General features: G+C 64.0%; 16 protein-coding genes. 9 read left to right on the top strand and 7 right to left on the bottom strand.

The window, feature by feature from the left end; genetic code table 11:
- Positions 1-15: 15 nt before the first annotated feature.
- From lspA to AB4Y34_RS07980, 3 genes are all read right to left on the bottom strand, one after another.
- Complete coding sequence (lspA, locus tag AB4Y34_RS07990) at positions 16-522, bottom strand: signal peptidase II (protein ID WP_013090301.1); 507 nt, start codon at positions 520-522, stop codon at positions 16-18.
- Positions 522-3,359, bottom strand: a complete 2,838-nt coding sequence (gene ileS, locus AB4Y34_RS07985; RefSeq protein ID WP_368715722.1) for an isoleucine--tRNA ligase — start codon at positions 3,357-3,359, stop codon at positions 522-524. Before ileS ends, lspA begins: the two co-directional genes overlap by 1 nt.
- A gap of 164 nt (positions 3,360-3,523) precedes the next feature.
- Complete coding sequence (locus AB4Y34_RS07980; RefSeq protein WP_176385382.1) at positions 3,524-4,519, bottom strand: bifunctional riboflavin kinase/FAD synthetase; 996 nt, start codon at positions 4,517-4,519, stop codon at positions 3,524-3,526.
- Positions 4,520-4,657: 138 nt separating this feature from the next.
- On the opposite strand from AB4Y34_RS07980, the gene purN reads away from it, so the two are divergent.
- The 6 genes from purN (at position 4,658) to nadC (ending at position 11,608) form a co-directional block, all read left to right on the top strand.
- Positions 4,658-5,311: a phosphoribosylglycinamide formyltransferase gene (gene purN, locus AB4Y34_RS07975; protein ID WP_176121674.1), complete on the top strand. Its 654-nt coding sequence runs from the start codon at positions 4,658-4,660 to the stop codon at positions 5,309-5,311.
- Positions 5,308-6,567, top strand: coding sequence for an RsmB/NOP family class I SAM-dependent RNA methyltransferase (locus tag AB4Y34_RS07970; protein ID WP_176385384.1), 1,260 nt, complete (start codon positions 5,308-5,310; stop codon positions 6,565-6,567). Before purN ends, AB4Y34_RS07970 begins: the two co-directional genes overlap by 4 nt.
- Before the next feature lie 68 nt (positions 6,568-6,635).
- A complete protein-coding gene (locus AB4Y34_RS07965) occupies positions 6,636-8,027 on the top strand; it encodes a mechanosensitive ion channel family protein (protein WP_368715840.1) in 1,392 nt (463 codons plus the stop codon).
- Between the two features lie 200 nt (positions 8,028-8,227).
- A complete protein-coding gene (locus AB4Y34_RS07960; protein ID WP_368715721.1) occupies positions 8,228-9,424 on the top strand; it encodes a fatty acid desaturase in 1,197 nt (398 codons plus the stop codon).
- A gap of 121 nt (positions 9,425-9,545) precedes the next feature.
- A complete protein-coding gene (gene nadA / locus AB4Y34_RS07955; protein ID WP_176110268.1) occupies positions 9,546-10,685 on the top strand; it encodes a quinolinate synthase NadA in 1,140 nt (379 codons plus the stop codon).
- On the top strand, positions 10,685-11,608 hold the full coding sequence (nadC, locus tag AB4Y34_RS07950; protein WP_176385388.1) for a carboxylating nicotinate-nucleotide diphosphorylase: 924 nt from the start codon (positions 10,685-10,687) through the stop codon (positions 11,606-11,608). The genes nadA and nadC overlap by 1 nt, the downstream gene beginning before the upstream one ends.
- Positions 11,609-11,732: 124 nt before the next feature.
- Here nadC and nadB read toward each other — a convergent pair whose 3' ends face one another.
- The 4 genes from nadB to radC form a co-directional block, all read right to left on the bottom strand.
- Positions 11,733-13,331 carry an L-aspartate oxidase gene (nadB, locus tag AB4Y34_RS07945; RefSeq protein WP_368715720.1) on the bottom strand — a complete coding sequence of 533 codons (1,599 nt, stop codon included), beginning with the start codon at positions 13,329-13,331 and terminating at the stop codon, positions 11,733-11,735.
- 226 nt (positions 13,332-13,557) lie between these two features.
- Positions 13,558-13,725: a 50S ribosomal protein L33 gene (gene rpmG, locus AB4Y34_RS07940; RefSeq protein ID WP_008919555.1), complete on the bottom strand. Its 168-nt coding sequence runs from the start codon at positions 13,723-13,725 to the stop codon at positions 13,558-13,560.
- A 10-nt stretch (positions 13,726-13,735) separates the two neighbouring features.
- Complete coding sequence (rpmB, locus tag AB4Y34_RS07935) at positions 13,736-13,969, bottom strand: 50S ribosomal protein L28 (protein WP_006050117.1); 234 nt, start codon at positions 13,967-13,969, stop codon at positions 13,736-13,738.
- Between the two features lie 210 nt (positions 13,970-14,179).
- Positions 14,180-15,091, bottom strand: coding sequence for a DNA repair protein RadC (radC, locus tag AB4Y34_RS07930; protein WP_368715719.1), 912 nt, complete (start codon positions 15,089-15,091; stop codon positions 14,180-14,182).
- A gap of 211 nt (positions 15,092-15,302) precedes the next feature.
- Between radC and AB4Y34_RS07925 the strand changes: the two genes are divergently transcribed.
- The 3 genes from AB4Y34_RS07925 to AB4Y34_RS07915 all read left to right on the top strand — a co-directional run bounded on the left by AB4Y34_RS07925 (position 15,303) and on the right by AB4Y34_RS07915 (position 18,469).
- Positions 15,303-15,758 carry a peptidylprolyl isomerase gene (locus AB4Y34_RS07925; RefSeq protein ID WP_062128641.1) on the top strand — a complete coding sequence of 152 codons (456 nt, stop codon included), beginning with the start codon at positions 15,303-15,305 and terminating at the stop codon, positions 15,756-15,758.
- A gap of 2 nt (positions 15,759-15,760) precedes the next feature.
- The gene (ispH, locus tag AB4Y34_RS07920; RefSeq protein ID WP_176385394.1) at positions 15,761-16,720 is read left to right on the top strand and encodes a 4-hydroxy-3-methylbut-2-enyl diphosphate reductase; all 960 of its coding nucleotides are present in this window, start codon (positions 15,761-15,763) and stop codon (positions 16,718-16,720) included.
- Positions 16,721-17,266: 546 nt separating this feature from the next.
- Positions 17,267-18,469 carry a branched-chain amino acid ABC transporter substrate-binding protein gene (locus tag AB4Y34_RS07915; RefSeq protein WP_368715718.1) on the top strand — a complete coding sequence of 401 codons (1,203 nt, stop codon included), beginning with the start codon at positions 17,267-17,269 and terminating at the stop codon, positions 18,467-18,469.
- The last annotated feature ends 73 nt before the right edge of the window (positions 18,470-18,542 follow it).

Raw genomic sequence — 18,542 nt, 5'->3', positions numbered from 1 at the left:
CTCACGTCGGCGACGTTAGCGTGTGCCGCGTACCCGCCGCAGCTCGTCGATCACGAGCAGGATCGCACCGATCGTGATCGCGCTGTCGGCGAGATTGAACGCCGGCCAGTGCCAGCCGCCCACGTGGAAGTCGAGGAAGTCGATCACGTGGCCGTACGCGAGCCGGTCGATCACATTGCCGAGCGCGCCGCCGAGAATCAGCGCGAGCGCCGTGCAGAACATTTTCTGCCCGCTATGCCGCTTGAGCAGGTAGCAGATCACGAGCGCCGCGACCACGCCGAGCGCGGTGAACGCCCAGCGCTGCCAGCCACCCGCCATCGCGAGGAAGCTGAACGCGGCGCCGCGGTTGAACACGAGAATCAGGTTGAAGAACGGCGTAACTTCGTGCGGCACACCGTAGGCGAACACTTTGCGCACCGCGATTTTCGTCAGCTGGTCGAACAGGATGACGATCAGCGCGATGCCGAGCCAGGGTGCGAGCGAGCCGCTCGCGGTGGACGTTTTCGACATGGTTCTCGCCATTATGCCGCGCTCCTCGTTTCGCCACTGCCGAACAGATTGCTGAAGCAGCGGCCGCACAGCGACGGATGCTCGGCATTCGCGCCGACGTCCGCGCGATAGTGCCAGCAGCGTTCGCACTTCAGGTACTTCGAGGCGATCACTTCGACACCTTCGTCCGCTTCGCTATCGACCTTGACGACGGTTGCCGCCGACGTGATCAGTACGAACTTCAGGTCGTCGCCGAGGCTCGCGAGCGCGTCGTAACGCGCGCCGCTCGCGCGGATTTCGACTTCCGCCTGCAGCGACGAGCCGATCAGGTTCGCGACCCGCGCCTCTTCAAGCGCCTTGGTCACGTCGCCGCGGACCGCGCGCAGCAGGGTCCACTTGTCGAGCAGCGCGCCCGCGTCCGGCACGGCCGGGTACGCGTGGTAAGTCTCGGTGAAGATCGTTTCGCTGTCCGGCTGGAACACCTTCCACGCTTCTTCCGCGGTAAACGACAGGAACGGCGCCATCACGCGCAGCAGGCCGTGTGCGATGTGATAGAGCGCGGTCTGCGCCGAGCGGCGCGCGACCGAATCCGCCGCGGTCGTGTACAGGCGGTCCTTCAGCACGTCGAGGTAGAAGCCGCCCAGGTCTTCCGAGCAGAACGTCTGCAGCTTGGCGACGACCGGGTGGAACTCGTACTTCTCGTAGTGCGCGAGGATGTCGTTCTGCAGATTCGCCGACAGCGCCACCGCGTAACGGTCGATCTCGAGCCAGTCTTCGACGGGACGTGCGTGCTGCGCGAAGTCGAAGTCCGACAGGTTCGCGAGCAGGAAGCGCAGCGTATTGCGGATACGACGATAGCCTTCCGTCACGCGCTTCAGGATTTCCTCGGAGATCGCAAGTTCGCCCGAGTAGTCGGTCGACGCGATCCACAGGCGGATGATTTCCGCGCCGAGGCGGTTCGCCACTTCATGCGGATCGATGCCGTTGCCGAGCGACTTGCTCATCTTGCGGCCTTCGCCGTCGACGGTGAAGCCGTGGGTGAGCAGCGCGTTGTAGGGCGGGCGGCCATCGAGCATCGAGGCGGTCAACAGCGACGAATGGAACCAGCCGCGATGCTGGTCCGAGCCTTCGAGGTACAGGTCGGCCGGGAACTGCAGCTCGTCCTTGTGCGAGCCGCGCAGCACGTGCCAGTGCGTGGTGCCCGAGTCGAACCACACGTCGAGCGTGTCGCGGTTCTTTTCGTACAGGTTGGCGTCGTCGCCGATCAGCTCACGCGGATCGAGCGTCTGCCATGCCTCGATGCCTTCCCTCTCGACACGCTGCGCGACCTGTTCGAGCAACTCCAGCGTGCGCGGATGCAGCTCGCCGGTTTCCTTGTGCACGAAGAATGCCATCGGCACGCCCCACTGGCGCTGGCGCGACAGCGTCCAGTCCGGGCGGTTCGCGATCATGCTGAAGAGGCGTTGCTTGCCCCACGACGGATAGAACGCCGTGTTCTCGATGCCTTCGAGCGCGGTCTCGCGCAGCGTCTTGTCGCCGTCGTTCGGCTTCACGTCCATGCCGGCGAACCACTGCGAAGTGGCGCGGTAGATGATCGGCGTCTTGTGGCGCCAGCAGTGCATGTAGCTGTGCGTGTACTTTTCGGTGCGCAGCAGCGCGCCGGCGCCTTGCAGCGCCTCGACGATCTGCGGATTCGCCGCCCAGATCGACAGGCCGCCGAACAGTGCGAGCGATTCGATGTAGCGGCCGTCGCCCATCACCGGGTTGATGATGTCCGAGTCGGCCATGCCGTGCGACTTGCAAGACACGAAGTCTTCCACGCCGTACGCGGGCGACGAGTGCACGATGCCGGTGCCGGTTTCGGTCGTCACGTAGTCGCCGAGATAGACCGGCGCGGTGCGCTTGTAGCCCGGATGCGCGGACGCGAGCGGATGGTTGAAGCGCAGGTTCACGAGCTTTTCGCCCGGCGTCGTCGCGACGACCGTGCCTTCGAGGCCGTACAGCTTCAGGCAGGCCTCGACGCGTTCCTCGGCGAGGATCAGCAGGCCGCGCGGCGTGTCGACGAGCGCGTAGACGATTTCCGGGTGCAGGTTCAGCGCCTGGTTGGCGGGAATGGTCCACGGCGTGGTGGTCCAGATCACGATGCCGCCTTCGTTGCGCGGCAGCGCGGCAAGGCCGAACGCCTGGGCGGTCTTCTCCGGTTCGGCGAAGCTGAATAGCACGTCGATGGTCGGATCGGTCTTGTCCTTGTATTCGACTTCCGCTTCAGCGAGCGCCGAGCCGCAGTCGAAACACCAGTTGACCGGCTTCAGGCCGCGGAACACGTAGCCCTTTTCCATGATTTTCGCGAGCGCGCGGATTTCGCCGGCTTCGTTCGCGAAGTTCATCGTCTTGTACGGATTGTCCCAGTCGCCGAGCACGCCCAGGCGGCGGAAGCCGGCCTTCTGCTTCTCGATCTGCTCGGTCGCGTAGGCGCGCGCCTTCTGCATCACTTCGGCGGCCGGCAGCGACTTGCCGAACTGCTTTTCGATCTGGATTTCGATCGGCATGCCGTGGCAGTCCCAGCCCGGCACGTAGACCGCGTCGAAGCCCGCCAGATTGCGCGCCTTGACGATCATGTCCTTCAGGATCTTGTTCACCGCGTGGCCGAGGTGGATGTCGCCGTTCGCATACGGCGGCCCGTCGTGCAGGATGAACTTCGTGCGGCCCTTGGAGGCGGCGCGGATCTTGTCGTACACCTTGCGTTCCTGCCAGTCCTTGACCCATTGCGGCTCGCGCTTGGGCAGGTCGCCGCGCATCGGAAACGGCGTGTCGAGCAGGTTGACCGGGTAGCGGGACTGCGGTTTCGAATCGGCTTTCTTGTTGCTCATGATGTGGGTGGCGGTGAATTCGTTTCTATGCGTAGCGGCGCGCGGATTGCGCGCTGCGCGAGGAGCGGGGCGCGCCCGGCAGGCGGCTCCGCGTGAAACCCGGATGCCCTTCGATGCGCGGCGACGGTTCGTGCGGCGCGGCGCGCCGGCCCGAACCGCGGCGGTTATCTAATTCGGTCGGTGGCCGAGGTGGCGAAACCGGTGGAACGGCTGCCCGGCGTGCCGGCACCGACCGCGGCGAACCATGCGCGCGCATTGGCGACGTCGCGCGCGATCGCGGCGGTCAGCGTTTCGAGGTCGACGAACTTCTCCTCGTCGCGCAGCTTCTTCAGAAATTCGACGCGCACGAGTTTGCCATACGCGTCGCCGTGCCAATCGAGCAGGTGCACTTCCAGCAGCACGCGGCCGGAATCGTCGACGGTGGGGCGCAGGCCGAGGCTCGCGACGCCCGGCAGCGGGTGCTCGGCGATGCCGTGCACCTGTACGACGAAGATGCCGGCCAGAGCCGGACGCTTGTGCGTGATCGGCAGATTGAGCGTCGGAAAACCGAGATCGCGGCCGAGCTTCATGCCATGGGTAACGTGGCCGCTGATCAGATAGTCGCGGCCGAGCGCGGCGCGCGCCGAGTCGAGGTCGCCCGCGACCAGCGCCGCGCGCACGCCCGAGCTCGAGATGCGCGCGCCCGACGGATCGGCGACCGTCGCCATCTGTTCGACCTCGAAGCCGTAATGCTTGCCGGCCTCGCGCAGCGACGCAAAATCGCCGGCCCGCTTCGCGCCGTAGCGAAAGTCGTCGCCGATCATGATCCAGCGCGCGTGCAAGCCGTTGACGATGATCCGCTCGACGAACGCATCTGGCGACTGGCTCGCGAACGTGTGATTGAAGTGCTCGACGACGACCCGGTCGACTCCGTTGGTGCGCAGCGCCTCGAGCTTGTCGCGCAGCATCGCGATGCGCGGCGGCGCGCCGGCCGGGTTGAAGAACTCGCGCGGGTGCGGCTCGAAGGTCATCACGCAGACGGGCAGGCCGCGCGCGTTGGCGGCCGCGCGCACGTGCGCGAGCAGAGCCTGGTGGCCGCGGTGGACACCGTCGAAGTTGCCGATGGTCAGCGCGCACGGCGCGCGGCTCTCGGCATTGGGAAGACCGCGGAAGACTCTCACGATAGCGGGTTGCAGCGGTTGCTGCGATTGCAATAGGGACGCGGGCAGGGTGCCGCAAAACAATCGATTATAAACGCTTGGCGCAATAGACGGCTGCGCGGTCGCGGTCGGGCGATTGCCGAATGATAAAATCCGCGCATGAAAAAACTCGTCATCCTGATTTCCGGGCGGGGTAGCAACATGGAAGCCATCGTGCGCGCTTGCGCGAGCGAAGGCTGGCCGGCGCGGGTCGCCGCCGTGATTGCCAACCGTCCCGATGCCGCGGGGCTCGCGTTTGCGGCGTCGCATGGTATCGCCACGGCGGTGGTCGACCACCGCCAGTTTCCGGATCGCGACAGCTTCGACGCGGCGCTGGCCGAGCAGATCGACGCTATCGCGCCGGACCTCGTCGTGCTCGCGGGCTTCATGCGGGTGCTGACCGAGCGCTTCGTCGACCATTACGCCGGGCGCATGCTGAACGTGCACCCGTCGCTGCTGCCGAGCTTTCCCGGCCTGAAGACACACCAGCAGGCGCTCGACGCCGGCGTGCGGTTCCACGGTGCGTCGGTGCATTTTGTCACATCAAAGCTGGATCACGGGCCGATCGTCGTGCAGTCGGCGGTGCCTGTCGAGGCGGGCGACACCGCTCAGACGCTCGCCGCACGCGTGCTCGCCACCGAGCACATCATTTATCCACGCGCGGTGCGCTGGTTCGTCGAAGGGCGTCTCGCTCTGGACGGCTCGCGCGTCACGCTTACGCCGTCGGAGCCGCAATGGCTCTTTGCCGGTTACACCGCCGGAGAGGGCGCATGAGATTGCATGGTTTCCTGATTGGACAAACTGAAACGCTGCTGGCCGAAGTACTGCGGCTGAACGGCCCCGCGGACGCCACCACGAGCCGCTTCTTCCGCGCGCATCCGAAGCTCGGCCACGCCGAGCGCGGTGTGATCGCCGAGGCGGTGTTCGCGGTGCTGCGCCGCCGGATGGAGTTCGCGCATCTGGCCGAAAGCGGCACCGGCAGCCCGGCGCGCCGCATGGCCCTGCTGGGCCTGATGCAAACGGTCGGACGCTCGGCGTTGAAGCCGTTCGTCAGCGAGGCCGAGGCGACGTGGCTCGAACACGTGTCGAAGATCGATCCGGAAAGCCTGCCGCTGCGGATTCGCCTGAATCTGCCCGACTGGATCTGCCAGGCTTTGAGCTCGCGTTTCGAGGGTCCCGAACTCGCGCAGCTGGCCGCCGCGCTGAACTACCCGGCGCCGCTGGATCTGCGCGCGAATCCGATCAAGGCGAGCCGCGACGACGTGCTGGGCGCGCTGTCGAAGGCCGGCATCGAGGCGGGCGCGACGCCGTTCGCGCCGCTCGGCGTGCGCGTGGTCGGCAAGCCGGCGTTGACGAAGCTCGACGCGTTCCAGCAGGGCTGGCTCGAAGTGCAGGACGAGGGCAGCCAGCTGCTGTGCTCGCTGGTCGCGCCGCGGCGCGGCGAGATGATCGTCGATTTCTGCGCGGGCGCGGGCGGCAAGACGCTGGCGCTCGGCGCGGCGATGCGCTCGACCGGCCGACTCTACGCGTTCGACATCTCCGAGCGTCGCCTCGCGAAGCTGAAGCCACGGCTCGCGAGGAGCGGCCTGTCGAACGTGAATCCGGTACTGATCGACAGCGAACACGACGCGAAGATCAAGCGTCTGGCTGGCAAGATCGACCGCGTGCTCGTCGATGCGCCGTGCAGCGGCCTCGGCACGCTGCGCCGCAATCCGGATCTGAAGTGGCGCCAGTCGCCGGAGTCGATCGCCGAGCTGGCGCCGAAGCAGGCGTCGATTCTCGCGAGCGCGGCGCGTCTCGTGAAGAAGGGCGGGCGGCTCGTCTATGCCACGTGCTCGATTCTCGACGCGGAAAACGAGGCGGTCGTGCAGCAGTTCCTCGCCGACCACACTGATTTCGCGCTGGTGCCCGTGCGCGACGTGCTCGCCGAGCAGCGCATCGAGCTGGAGATGGGCGACTACCTGTCGCTGTGGCCGCACCGCCACGCGACCGACGGCTTCTTCGCCGCCGTGCTGGAGCGCCAGAGCTAGGCAACCCGCTGCAGGCCGGCGCGCGCGGATTGGCTGATGAATCCGCACGTGCCGGCGATTTCGGCGACATCATGCACACGACTTTTCCCCACATGTTCAGCGATATCGCGCGCGACTTCGGTCAGCCCGTGATGCTGTGGCAGGTCGCGATCCTGCTCGGGACGCTGCTCGTCGCGTGGCTGCTCGCGCGGACGCTGCGCCGCCGGATCAAGCGGTCGCAAGCGCCGCGCTACGAGAGCCTGCGCTTCGGCATGGAAAGTCTGGATCGAGCGGCTTTTCCGCTGATCGGCGCGGCGCTCGTGTGGCTCGCGCGGGCGATCGCCGGCCAGTTCATGGACACCGCGCTGCTCGATCTGGCGCTGGTGCCGCTCGTCGGCATCGGGCTGATCTACATCGTGTTCTTCTTCGCGCGGCGGGTGTTCAACCGCGAAGGGGGCGAGCATCCGTGGCTGTTTCTGGTCGAGAAAATCGTGTCGGTGGTCGTTTGGGTCGGCATGGTGCTCACGCTGTTGGGCATTCAGAACGCCGTGATCGCATGGATGGACAGCGTGAGCTTCCGCGTCGGCAATGCGCATATGACGCTGCTGTCGCTGATCACTGGGCTGCTGTGGGTCGCGGTCACGATGATCGTCGCGATGTGGCTCGGCTCGTCGTTCGAAGACCGCCTGATGCGCTCGAAGACGCTCGACGCGAATCTGAAGGTGGTGGTCGCGCGCGTCGGCCGCGCGGCCTTCGTGCTCGCGGCGATCCTGATCAGCCTGTCGATCGTCGGCATCGACATCACGGTGCTCGGTGTGTTCGGGGGCGCGCTCGGCGTCGGGCTCGGCTTCGGCATGCAGAAGATCGCGAGCAACTACGTGTCGGGCTTCATCATCCTGCTCGACCGCTCGTTGCGGATCGGCGACGCGATCAACGTGGGCGGTCTGCAGGGCCGCGTCACGCAGATCCGCACGCGCTATACCGTCGTGCGCGGACTCGACGGTATCGAAACGCTGATTCCGAACGAGAAATTGATCACCGACGTCGTACAGAACCAGTCGTCGTTTCTGACTCGTGGCCACGCGAGGGTGCCCGTGCAGATCGCCTACACATCCAACGTCGAGCAGGCGATGACGCTGCTCGCCCTGGCCGCGGCCGACGTGCCGCGGGTGCTGAGCGAGCCGGCGCCGACGCCATTTCTGGTCGGTTTCGGCCCGGATGGCGTCAATCTCGAGTTGGGCTTCTGGATCGAAGACGCGGCGAGCGGCACACGTGGCGTGCTCTCGGCGGTCAACCGCAACATCTGGCGTCTCTTTTCCGAGCACGGCATCAGGATTCCGCTTGCGCAACGTGAGGTGCGCATCGTCGGTCAGGCCGGCGGCGCAATGCCGCACCCGGCAGCAATGACCGATGCGGTGCCCGACACCGCGACCGGTTCAGCGCTCGGGCCCGCCGACGGGGCCGCCAACGGCGATCGTTAGAGCCAGCTTTTGGCCGTCGCAAGTGATGCGTCAGTGCCGAGGCAATCGCTATCGGCTTGATAGCGCACAAAAAATCCCTATTTGTTACAAACACTTGGAACGCTTCCAGTAGAATATCGTCCTATCCCGCTGTATGCTTTCACTTTCATGACACACGCGCCGCGTGTGCTTCGTATCTCTCGTTCTGCAGGTAACTTACCTTGTTGAATTCTTTGCTTGATTTCCTTGCCCACGGACTGCTGCATTTCTCGTGGTGGCAACTCGTCGTGTTCACGCTGATCGTGACGCACATCACGATTATCGGCGTGACCGTCTATCTGCATCGCTGCCAGGCGCACCGCGCGCTGGATCTGCACCCGATCGCCAGCCATTTTTTCCGTTTCTGGCTGTGGATGACCACCGGCATGCTGACCGGCCAGTGGGCGGCGATTCACCGTAAGCATCACGCGAAGTGCGAAACCGAAGAGGATCCGCACAGCCCGCAGACGCGCGGCATCTGGAAGGTGTTGCTCGAAGGCGCCGAACTCTATCGCACCGAAGCGAAAAACGAAGAAACGATGCGCAAGTTCAGTCACGGTACGCCGAATGACTGGCTCGAGCGCAACGTCTACACGAAATACCCGATCCTCGGCGTGAGCCTGATGATGGTGATCAACGTCGCGCTGTTCGGCGTCGTCGGTCTGACCATCTGGGCCGTGCAGATGGTGTGGATTCCTTTCTGGGCCGCGGGCGTGGTCAACGGTCTTGCGCACTTCTGGGGCTATCGCAACTTCAATTCGTCGGATGCGAGCACCAACATTTTCCCGTGGGGCATCATCATCGGTGGCGAGGAACTGCATAACAATCACCACACGTATGCGACGTCCGCGAAGCTGTCGAACAAGTGGTACGAGTTCGACATCGGCTGGATGTACATCCGCATCATGCAGGCGTTTCGTCTGGCCAAGGTGAAGAAGATCGCGCCGACGCCGCGCCTGACCACCGGCAAGCTCGTGCTCGATCAGGACACGCTGCAGGCTGTGCTCGCGAACCGCTACGAAGTGATGGAGCGTTACGCGAAGGCGATCAAGCGCGCGTACCGTCAGGAGCTCGCGCATCTGAAGGAAGTCGGCGCGCGCGAGAAGTATCAGGTGATGCGCGGTGCGCGTAGCTGGTTCCACAAGGAAGAGGCGGGCCTTAATGAGCCGCAGAAGCTCCAGCTGCCGCAGATTTTTGCGAGCAGCCAGAAGCTGAAGACCTACATCGATATGCGCAACGAACTGGCGGCGATGTGGGAGCGCTCCAACGCGTCGCGCGAGCAATTGCTGGCGCAATTGCAGGACTGGTGCCATCGCGCCGAGCAGAGCGGCATCAAGGCGCTGCAAGACTTCGCGATGCGACTGCGTCGATATGCCTGAAATCTATTAAAATTTCAGGACGTCACAAAACCCCGCGTTGGCGGGGTTTTGCGTTTTTGGGCCGTGGAAATGCATTGCGCGAGTGGCAAGCCGCGGCGGCCAAGTGAGGGCAGAGGAGATGATGGAGCAGCAGGCGATCAGGACCGTCGAATTCGATCGGCCTCAGGCGCAGGGCACGACCTGCGGGATCGGGCAGGCGTGGGCGAAGGTGCCCGAGACGCCGTCCGCGGAAGAGAAGCGGGCGCTGAAGGCGCGCATCCGCGAATTGCTCAAGCGCGAGAAAGCGGTGCTGGTCGCGCATTATTATGTCGACGCCGAATTGCAGGAGCTCGCAGACGAAACCGGCGGTTGCGTGGCCGATTCGCTGGAAATGGCGCGCTTCGGGCGCGATCACGAAGCGCAGACGCTGGTGGTCGCGGGCGTGCGCTTCATGGGTGAGACCGCAAAAATTCTCAGTCCGGACAAGCGCATTCTCATGCCGGATCTGGACGCGACCTGTTCGCTCGACCTCGGCTGTCCGGCCGACGAGTTCTCGGCGTTCTGCGACGCACACCCGGACCGCACGGTGGTCGTGTACGCGAACACGAGCGCGGCCGTGAAGGCGCGCGCGGACTGGATGGTAACGTCGTCGATCGGCTTGGAGATCGTTGCCGATCTGCATGCGCGCGGCGAGAAGATCATCTGGGCACCGGACCGTCATCTCGGTAGCTACATCCAGGGCAAGACCGGCGCGGACATGCTGATGTGGCAGGGCTCGTGCCTCGTGCACGACGAATTCAAGGGGATCGAGCTCGATCTGCTGCGCGCCGAATATCCGCACGCGAAGGTGCTCGTGCATCCGGAGTCGCCGGCCAACGTGGTCGCGCTGGCGGACGTCGTCGGCTCGACCACGCAGTTGATCGACGCTGCGCAGAAGCTCGACGCGACGCACTTCATCGTCGCGACCGACCTGGGCATCCTGCACAAGATGCAACTCGCCGCGCCCGGCAAGACGCTGATTGCCGCGCCGACGGCCGGCAACAGCGCGACCTGCAAGAGCTGCGCGCATTGCCCGTGGATGGCGATGAACGGCCTCGCGAATCTGGCCGATGTGCTCGAGCGCGGCCATAACGAGATCTTCGTCGATCGCGCGATCGGTGAGCGGGCGCGTCTGCCGATCGACCGTATGCTCGATTTCGCGGCACGTCACAAGAAGCGCGTGCAGGCGAGCGGCGATCTCGCGCGCGACGCGCAACTCTATTCGAACGTGGGAGCAGCGTAATGACGGTGGTGCAGAAGGCGCCTGAGCAGGCAGTGGCGCGCGATGGGGCCAACGCAACATCGCCGCTTTTCGCCGAGATTCACGCGCAGTACGGCGAGGCGTTCGACGCTGCGCTCGCGCGCAACGTCGCCGATGCGCTCGCCGAAGATATCGGTAGCGGCGATCAGACCGGCCGCCTCGTGCCTGCCGATGACGTTCGCAACGCGCGCATCATCGTGCGCGAGGAAGCGGTGCTATGCGGCGTGCCTTGGTTCGACGCGGTGATGCGTGCGGTCGATCCGCGCATCGGAGTTCAATGGCGTTACCGCGAGGGCGACCGCATGAGCGCCGATACGACGGTCTGCGATCTGCGCGGGCCGGTACGCGCGCTGCTGACCGCCGAGCGTAACGCGATGAATTTCCTGCAACTGCTGTCGGGCGTGGCAAGCGCAACCCGCCGCTATGTCGACGCGATTGCCCACACGAGCACCCGCGTTCTCGATACGCGCAAGACACTGCCGGGTTTGCGGCTCGCGCAGAAGTACGCGGTGCGCGTCGGCGGCGGTGCCAATCAGCGACTTGCGTTGTACGACGGCATTCTGATCAAGGAGAACCACATTGCGGCGGCCGGCGGAGTGGGTGCGGCGATGGACGCGGCTCTCGCGTTGAATGCGGGCGTGCCCATCCAGATCGAAGTCGAAACGCTCGAACAACTGGAAACCGCGCTCGCGCATCGGGCGGAGTCGATTCTGCTCGACAACTTCTCGTTCGACATGATGCGCGACGCGGTTCGCATCACGGCCGGGCGCGCGGTGCTCGAGGTGTCCGGCGGCGTTAATTTCGAGACCGTGCGTACGATCGCGGAGACGGGTGTGGATCGTGTGTCGATCGGCGCGCTGACCAAGGACGTGCGTGCAACCGACTACTCGATGCGGATCATTTGAGCGTCGCGCGTCTTAGCGCATCGATCGACGCCCACGACGACTGAACAAGGCCATTGCCGGAGTTTGCCGGCAATGGCCTTGTTATTTGCGGCGCCGTTTCACCGTACGCTCCGGCGCAATGCCATCAGGCATTCGGCCTGCGGACATACTTTGGCGTGAGCACCGTCGGCAGCGCCTTGGGCAATGTGGCCGGCCAGTCGCGACTGAAATGCAGGCCGCGGCTTTCGCGCCGCGAGCGCGCGCCGTCCACGATCAGGGACGCCACGTCGACCAGATTGCGCAGCTCCAGCAGATCGCGGCTTACCTTGAAGTTCGCGTAGTACTCGTGGATTTCGTCGCGCAACAGCGCGAGCCGGTGCTTCGCGCGCTCGAGCCGTTTGTCGGTGCGCACGATGCCGACGTAGTTCCACATCAGCCGGCGCAGTTCGTCCCAGTTGTGCGCGACCACCACTTCCTCGTCCGGATCGGACACGCGGCTTTCGTCCCAAGCCGGCAGCGGCGCATGCACGGCGGCGGCGAAGCCTTCCGCTTCGATCGCCTCGGCAGCGGCGCGGCCGATCACGAGGCATTCGAGCAGCGAATTGCTGGCCAGCCGGTTCGCGCCGTGCAGGCCGGTGCAGGACGTTTCGCCGACCGCGTAGAGACCCGCGAGGTCAGTGCGCCCCGCCAGATCGGTGACGACGCCGCCGCACGTGTAATGCGCGGCCGGCACCACCGGAATCGGCTCTTTCGTGATGTCGATGCCGAACTCGAGGCAGCGGGCGAGGATCGTCGGGAAATGCTCGTGCAGGAACGTGGCCGGCTGGTGGCTGATGTCGAGGTACACGCAGTCGATGCCGCGTTTCTTGATCTCAAAGTCGATCGCCCGCGCGACGATATCGCGCGGCGCAAGCTCCGCGCGCTCGTCGTGATTGGGCATGAAGCGTGTGCCGTCGGGCAGCTTCAGAATGCCGCCTTCGCCGCGCACTGCTTCCGAAATCAGGAACGACTTCGCGTACGGGTGAAACAGGCACGTCGGGTGGAACTGGATGAATTCCATGTTCGCCACGCGACAGCCGGCGCGCCATGCCATCGCGATGCCGTCGCCGGTCGCGGTGTCGGGGTTGGTCGTGTACAGGTACACCTTGCCCGCGCCGCCGGTCGCGAGCACCGTATGCGGCGCTTCGATCGTAACGGTGCGGCCGCTTTGCAGATCGAGCGCATACAGACCATGGCAGCGGCGGCCGGGTAGGCCGAGGCGTTCGGACGTAATCAGGTCGATCGCGTGATGATCTTCGAACAGCGTGATGTTCGGATGATGGCGCACCTGCTCGCTGAGCGTGGCGACGACCGCATGGCCGGTCGCGTCGGCCGCGTGAATGATCCGGCGATGGCTATGGCCGCCTTCGCGCGTCAGATGAAAGCCCAGCTCGGCGGCGTCGTCTTTCGTGAATGGCACGCCCTGTTCGATCAGCCATTCGATCGCGGCGCGCCCATGCTCGACGATAAAGCGCGTCGCAGCCTCGTCGCACAGACCGCCACCCGCGATCAGCGTGTCGCGCACGTGATTTTCGACGCTGTCCGCGGAATCCAGCACCGCGGCGATACCGCCTTGCGCCCAGTCGCTCGCGCCCTCGGTCAGCGATCGCTTGGCGATCACAGCAACGCGCCGTGTCTGCGCGAGGTTGAGCGCGACGCTCAAACCAGCCAGACCGCTACCGACAATCGCCACATCGAATTCCATTACCCACATCTCCGTCTTTCATTTTGCGATGCCGGCGTGCGAACCGCACGCCGCGAAAACGACAAAGGATACGCGCCACGACGCACTAGCGAAAGCAGGCCGAACGGAATAGGGCGATTTGCGCGGGCATTGCTGCGCTATCGCGAAGCCCGCCCAAAAACAAAAAAGCCTCGCACGGATGCGAGGCTTTTCATGTTTTTGCCTTCGTCAGGCTGGAGAGCCAAGATTACTTGATCTTGGTTTCCTTGTAGTCAACGTGCTTGCGGATGACCGGATCAAACTTCTTGATCAGCATCTTTTCCGGCATGTTGCGTTTGTTCTTCGTGGTTGTGTAGAAGTGACCCGTGCCTGCGGTCGATTCCAGCTTAATCTTGTCGCGTGCGCCTTTCGCCATGATTTACTCCTTAGGCTTCACCGCGTGCGCGCAGGTCTGCGAGCACAGCGTCGATACCGTTCTTGTCGATCAGGCGCAGGCCGGCGTTCGAAATACGCAGACGCACCCAACGGTTTTCGCTTTCCACCCAGATACGGCGGCTTTGCAGGTTCGGCAGGAACCGGCGCTTGGTCTTGTTGTTCGCGTGGGAAACGTTGTTGCCGCTCATCGGCGCTTTCCCAGTTACTTGGCATACGCGTGCCATGAGAGCACTCCTAATACGCTAATTCTGAGTTCGAACGCCGTGAAAGTTTCCCGAAAAGAGCCGCGCTGAGAGTGTGCGAACTTGCGCCGAATTTGCATCGAGGCACTTCGCTACCACAGCCGCCTGACCTTTGCGGAACGCCTTGATGGCTTCGGAACAGGGGGTTGGAAATAGGCAAACCGGAATTCTAGCAGAAAAAAAGCCGCAAAATCAAACCTTATTTGCGACGCGGGGCACGGCGTCGTGCGGTGGCCCTTCCGCTTCCCGCGCTCCAGCAGGCTTGCGTGCGAGCTCCGGCCAGCCGGCGCGGGCGAACGAGTATACGCTGTCCGCGCCGATCACCAGATGATCGATCAGCTGCACATCGACGAGCGCGAGCGCGTCGCGCAGTGTCTGCGTGAGGCGGCAGTCGCTCGCGCTCGGCTCGACGGCGCCGGACGGATGATTGTGCGCAACGATCAGGCTGGCCGCGTTCGCGGCGAGCGCCCGCCGCACGATCTCCCGTGGATACACCGCCATCCGCGTGAGCGAGCCGCGCGCGCTTTCCTCGCAGCGGATCAGCCGATGCCGCGCGTCGAGAAACAGCGACACGAACACCTCCTGCGGCTGTCCGCCGATCAGAAGGCGCAGATAACTTTCGACCGCTTCGGGCGAATTCATCAGCTGGCGCTTGCGCATCTTGTCCACGAGGGAGCGGCGGGCCATTTCCATGATCGCGAGCAATTGCGCCTTTTTTGCCGGGCCAATGCCGCGAATGCCATCGAAATCCTGATAAGTCGCGTCGAGCATCGCGCGGAGTGAGCCGAAACGATCGAGCAGCGTCCGGGCGACGCTGAACACGTCGTGACCGGGCAGGCCGGAGCCGAGCACGAGCGCGATCATTTCGGTGTCCGACAGCACGTCGGGGCCCTGGTCGATCAGTCGCTCGCGCGGCATGTCGCGCCGGAGCCATTTGCCCCGGAACAGTTGCCGCCGGCTGCGGACCGCCGAGTCGGCGGTATCTGAGGGAGTCCTGGCCGAGCGATTGGAGGTGGCTTTCGCGCCGCCCGTGGCGCGTGGGCGCGCCTTCGGTCGCAGTTTTGCCGCAGGTGTTTCGTCGATTGTGCTGGCGAAATCAGCCATATATATAGAGTCCTCCGCGTAAGGTTGACGGCGCACACGCGGCGCAACGCGCCGGAGTGCCGTGCCACCCTAACGCGCGACGGACTCAAGCCGGAGCCCGCTAGGTGGCTTACAATAGACGCTTTGCGCACGGCACCCCGACGGTTTGCCACACGCGTCGACTGCGCCCGCGGCGCACGCGTGCAGCGCGCTTCGACTGAGCGAGCATTGCATGAGCATCATCGATATTTCCGAGGTGAAACCCGGTTCACACGTCACGCTGCATTACCGGCTTTCCCTTGCCGATGGCGCCGAAGTGATCAACACGTTCAACGACAAGCCGGCCACGTTGCTGCTCGGTGCAGGTCAACTGGCGCCGCCGCTGGAAGATATTTTGCTGGGTTTGAAGGTGGGCCACCATTCGACCTTTCAGCTAGCGCCGGGTCAGGCGTTCGGCCCACGCAATCCGGATCTGATCCAGCGCGTGTCCCTCGCCACGCTGCGGGAGAACAGCATGATCGGCGAGGATTTTTCCCCGGGTGACCTGGTCGAATTCAACGCGCCGGGCGGCGGGCGCTACGCCGGCGTGCTGAAGGAAGTCGGCGAAACGTCGGCCCTGTTCGATTTCAATCACCCGCTTGCCGGCCAGGCGCTGGCGTTTGAAGTGAAAATCATCGGGATTTTGTAAACATGAGCATCACGGATACGACTCTTGCCGAAGCGGAGATCCTGCTGGCCCAGCCACGCGGTTTCTGCGCCGGCGTCGACCGGGCGATCGAGATCGTCGAGCGAGCCATCAAGCTGTATGGCTCACCGATCTACGTGCGTCACGAAATCGTCCATAACGCCTATGTGGTCGAAGACCTGCGCAAGAAGGGTGCCATCTTCATCGAGAACCTGGAGGAAGTGCCGGCTGGCAACACGGTGATCTTCAGCGCGCATGGCGTGTCGAAGGCCGTGCGTTCGGAGGCAGAGTCACGCGGGCTGCGGGTATACGACGCGACCTGTCCGCTCGTGACCAAGGTACATATCGAAGTTGCCAAGATGCGCCAGGACGGTTTCGACATCGTGATGATCGGCCACAAGGGCCACCCGGAAGTGGAAGGCACGATGGGTCAAGCGGCCGAGGGCATGCATCTGGTCGAGGACATCGAAGACGTGCAGGCGCTGCAGCTCGCCGATCCCGAGCGGATCGCGTTCGTCACCCAAACCACGCTGTCGGTCGACGACGCCGCCGAAATCATCGGCGCGCTGAAGGCCAAGTATCCGTCCATCCGTGAGCCGAAGAAGCAGGACATCTGCTACGCCACGCAGAATCGCCAGGACGCCGTGAAGTTCATGGCGCCGAAGTGCGACGTCGTGATCGTCGTCGGCAGTCCGAATAGCTCGAATTCGAACCGCTTGCGCGAGCTCGCCGAGAAGCTCGGCGTACCGGCCTACATGGTCGATTCGCCCGATCAGATCGATCCGGTCTGGGTGGAGGGCAAGCGCCGCATCGGTGTGACCGCCGGTGCGTCGGCGCCCGAGGTGCTCGCCCAGGCAGTGATCGCGCGTCTGCGTGAACTGGGTGTGCGCAACGTGCGTGCGCTAGAAGGCATCGAGGAAAACATCGCGTTTCCGCTGCCGCGCGGGCTCGGTCTGCCAGCCTGACAATCCGTTAGCATCGCTGAAAGGAAAGCGCGCCTTCGGGCGCGCTTTTTTTATGGCGCGAGTCTGTGGGGGCACTGAGATAATTAGGTGCCGGATCGAATGAATTCGCACGTTTCAGTGCTCTCGCGCACAAATTTATTTTGGAATTGTGATCGGGTGTTTTATTGATTTTCGAGCGATGCGCCCCCGTTTTAGCCTAGGCAAAGAGCTTAAGACGAATTAATCATGCACTGAATTGGTGCTCTTGCCGCGCGTGGGATAAAAGGACATATCCGACGCAAGCCCCGGCCTAGCCGGCATTCACGCCGAGGGACCGCAACACTTGATGCCATCGGGTTCGGCGACGGTGCAACTGATGCACGCAAACGGATCGCAACCGGGTTGCTCTTTTCCGCGGATTTTGCTTTCAATATCAGGTTGCAATGCAGGAAAACCCCACCGGTTCAACAATATTGCCACCCGCATAATTGGAGTTACAATGCGCGCGTTCTCAAGGCCTTGAGGTCCTGGACAGTGGATTTTGCAAGGCGCAGGAGACCTTACTTGATGCGAGTCAAATTTGCTTACGCCGTGTCCATCGCGGCCGCGGTTGCGATGCTGACCGCGTGCGGCAAGAAACAGGATGGCGAAGCGGGAGCGGGCGCATCGGCGGCTTCGTCCGCTGCGCTCGCCGCCGCGAGCGAAGCGACTATCGTAAAGATTGGTCACGCGGCCCCGTTGACGGGCGGCATCGCGCACCTGGGCAAGGACAACGAAAATGGGGCGCGCCTCGCGGTCGAGGAAATCAATGCGCAGGGTCTGACGATCGACGGTCGCAAGATCCAGCTGCAACTCGACGCGCAGGACGATGCGGCGGACCCGAAAGCGGGCACCGCCGTCGCGCAGAAGCTGGTGGACGATCACGTGGTCGCGGTGATCGGGCACCTGAACTCCGGGGTCTCGATTCCGGCGTCGAAGATCTATAGCGACGCGAGCATCGTGCAAATCTCGCCGTCGTCGACCAATCCGGCCTACACGCAGCAGGGGTTCAAGACGACTTATCGAGTGGTCGCGACCGACGCGCAGCAGGGTCCGGCGCTCGCCAATTACGCGACGAAGGCGCTGGGCGCCAAACGCATCGCGATCGTGGACGATGCGACCGCCTACGGCAAAGGTCTCGCGGACGAATTCGCGAAGACGGCCGAGGCGAGCGGCGCGAAGATCGTCGCGCGGGAGGCGACGAACGACAAGGCCACGGATTTCCGGGCCATTCTCACGAAGATCAAGAGTGTTCAGCCGGACGCGATTATGTTCGGCGGCATGGACGCGACGGGCGGGCCGTTTACGAAGCAGGCGGCGGCGCTCGGTATCAGGGCAAAAATCCTTGGCGGCGACGGTGTGTGTACCGACAAGGTAGGTGAGCTGGCGGGTACCGCCGTGCAAAACCTGGTCTGTTCGGAAGCGGGACTCGCGCTTTCGAAAATGACCAATGGAGCGGACTTCGAAAAGAAGTACGAGGACCGCTTCCACACGCCGGTGCAGATTTACGCGCCGTTCACGTATGACGCTGTGTACGTGATCGTCGATGCAATGAAGCGCGCTAATTCGATCGAGGCGCCCAAGGTGCTGGCTGCGATGCCTTCGACCGATTACAACGGGGTAATCGGCCACATCGCGTTCGACGACAAGGGTGATTTGAAAGAGGGCGCCATTACACTTTACGACTTCAAGGACGGCAAGAAAGCAGTGCTCGACGTCGTAAAGATGTGATGACGGGAAGTTCGGCCTGACGGCACCGACACCATCCAACGGTGCCGTTTTTGCATCCGCCCAAGGGGAGCTC

The organism is Paraburkholderia sp. BR10954, assembly GCF_040965775.1.
Classification (GTDB): domain Bacteria; phylum Pseudomonadota; class Gammaproteobacteria; order Burkholderiales; family Burkholderiaceae; genus Paraburkholderia; species Paraburkholderia youngii.
The sequence above is the reverse complement of the archived record's forward strand: the minus strand, read 5'-3'. Positions and strand labels throughout refer to the sequence as shown.